The organism is Candidatus Symbiopectobacterium sp., from assembly GCF_020054415.1.
Classification (GTDB): Bacteria; Pseudomonadota; Gammaproteobacteria; order Enterobacterales; family Enterobacteriaceae; genus Symbiopectobacterium.
Genome location: NZ_JAHWCO010000099.1, coordinates 1 through 2,586, shown reverse-complemented (window position 1 = coordinate 2,586; position 2,586 = coordinate 1). Strand labels below are relative to the sequence as shown.

Below are 2,586 nucleotides of genomic sequence, written 5' to 3'. Positions count from 1 at the left end.
GGTTCAAAAGGCTTCTGGGTGGTCATCTAAGTCTGAGAGACTACGATGCTCAGGTGGGTGAAGCCATGGCCATGGTCAAAGCGCTTAACCGGATCACGCTATTAGGAATGCCGAACAGTATTCGCATCACGTAACAATCGGACCGTATGGGCGCAGTCGTTACAAGTTCTGATTTATTCAACAAAGCCGCCAAAGGCATTCCCTGGGTGGGCGTCAGCGGCAAATTTCTGTGTGAAGCGCTACTGCTGGTGATGTTTTCTGCTGTGATTTATCGCTGGCTGTTTCTGGGGCGGCGCGACAACCTGCATCTGGTGCTGCTGGTCGGCATTATCTGCGGCACGCTGTTTCGCAGCTCTTCGAGCCTGATGCAGCGTCTACTGACGCCCACGGAGTTTGCCGTATTGCAAGGGCGTATGTTTGCCACCTTTATCCGCGCAGTGCCGGAGCTGATCGCATTGACCGCGCTGATCGTAGTGATGGTTGCCATCGTTATCTGGCGACGGCGTTTCGAGCTGGATGTGCTGGCGTTGGGGCGTAACAGCGCGGTGAATCTGGGTATCAACTTTAACCGCAGCGTCACCCTGATCCTGCTGCTGGTGTCGGTACTGGTGGCGGTTTCTACTGCGCTGGTCGGCCCGCTCACTTTTCTGGGCTTTATGGTGGCCAATCTGGCCAATCTGGCTTATCTGGTGGCTGGCTCCAGCCAGCATCGCATTTTGTTGCCCACGGCATTTCTGCTTGGGGTGATATCCCTGGTCGGCGGGCAACTGATCCTGGAGCACCTGCTGAAAATGGCGGGAGCGTTGTCCGTCGTGATTGAATTTATCGGTGGGACACTGTTTATCTTGTTGTTATTGAAAAAGGTTGCCGTGTGATTGAGATCGAGCATCTAACCAATGCCTATTACGATCAAGTGGTGCTGAATGACATTACCGCCACCATATCTCGGGGTGGCGTAACGTCAATCATTGGGCCTAACGGGGCAGGGAAATCCACCCTATTATCGGTCATAAGCAGCTTACTGGCGGCGGATAGCGGTCGCGTTACCGTCAATGGGATGGATATTGCCACTACTCCCGGTGAGCAGATGGCGACCTGCCTCTCGGTGTTGCGTCAGGAAAACCGTTTCACCAGCCGCCTCACCGTTGAAGAGTTGGTTGGTTTTGGTCGCTATCCCTATACCAAAGGGCGATTGAATGCTGACGATCGCACTCGCATTGCCGATGCATTGGCTTTCCTCAATCTCACCGAGTTTAAAGATCGTTTCCTGGACGAACTGTCTGGCGGTCAGCGCCAGCGCGCTTATGTGGCGATGGTATTGTGCTAGGATACCGAATACGTGCTGCTGGATGAGCCGTTGAACAATCTCGATATGAAACACGCGGTAGCGATGATGAAACAGATTCGTCGCGCAGCGGATGAGCTGGGAAAAACCATCGTATTGGTCATTCATGATATCAATTTTGCGTCGGCCTACTCGGATTACATTATTGCGATGCGCAAAGGGCAAATTGTTTACAACGGCAAGCCGGAAGAAGTAATGGTATCCTCGGTGCTGGAATCCATTTTTGATACCCAGGTGGAGATTGAACAGGTACGCAATCAACGTATTGCCGTCTATTATCGTTGATATTGTCACCGATTTACCCCTTTGAAGGGGCGGCAGTCGGCGGAACTGAAAAACCGACTTGTCGAGCATAGTCACTCCCCTGTATCGTGAGCGGAGTGACGGTCAACACACCGTTGATCTCAAAGTTAACTGATCCACGTGAGGGGATAACAATGGATAAGGCGACCAAGCACTGTTTCCAAGATGTGCTCGAGTTTGTGCGAATTTTCCGTCGCAAGAACAAATTGCAACGTGAAATTGTCGATAACGAGAAGAAAATCCGTGATAACCAGAAGCGCGTGCTGCTGCTGGATAACCTGAGCGAATACCTGAAACCGGGCACGAGTATTGAAGATGTTCAGGGCATTATCGCCACCATGCGCGGTGACTATGAAGATCGCGTGGATGAATACATCATCAAGAATGCCGATCTGTCGAAAGAGCGTCGCGATCTCTCGAAGAAACTGAAAGAGATGGGCGAAATGACGTGCGCCGTGCCGGGCAAAGAGGCGTAGCTGTATTAGTCGCGACTAGATCTGACACTGAACCTTGAAAGGTTGAGAGTTACCGGTTTTGATATGGGTGTCTAATCCTTAAACAAAACGCGAGGTAACTCTCATGCTTCATATTAACAATCCCATTATCAAACACAAAGCCGGCCTGCTCAATCTCGCCGAAGAACTCGGTAACGTATCAAAATCCTGCAAGATCATGGGCGTGTCACGCGATACATTTTACCGTTATCAGGAACTGTCTGCTGAAGGCGGCATTGATGCGCTGGTTAACCAGAACCGCCGGGTTCCGAACCTGAAGAACCGCGCCAACGAAGCCACTGAACGCGCGGTTGTTGATTATGCTATTGAGTTCCCGCCCCATGGGCAGCACCGGACCAGTAATGAGCTGCGTAAAAAGGGCGTATTTATCTCCGGCAGCGGCGTGCGCTCCATCTGGCAACGACACGACCTGGAGAACTTCCG

Annotated in this window: 2 protein-coding genes and 3 pseudogenes; all 5 read left to right on the top strand. The window is 51.8% G+C overall.

All coding sequences use genetic code 11. The features are described from left to right. Positions 1–134 (top strand): annotated as a pseudogene (locus QZ506_RS03035) (IS5/IS1182 family transposase); the annotation flags it as partial. Positions 135–206: 72 nt separating this feature from the next. Then, a pseudogene (locus QZ506_RS03030) lies at positions 207–875 on the top strand (iron chelate uptake ABC transporter family permease subunit); the annotation flags it as partial. Continuing rightward, positions 872–1,630, top strand: a pseudogene (locus QZ506_RS03025) (ABC transporter ATP-binding protein). The pseudogenes QZ506_RS03030 and QZ506_RS03025, both read left to right, overlap by 4 nt. Positions 1,631–1,782: 152 nt before the next feature. Then, entirely contained in the window at positions 1,783–2,124 is a 342-nt protein-coding gene (gene tmaR / locus QZ506_RS03020) for a PTS system regulator TmaR (RefSeq protein WP_291968971.1), read from the top strand. 103 nt (positions 2,125–2,227) lie between these two features. Beyond that, positions 2,228–2,586: helix-turn-helix domain-containing protein (locus tag QZ506_RS03015; protein ID WP_291968969.1), on the top strand; the 359-nt coding region annotated here is incomplete at its 3' end.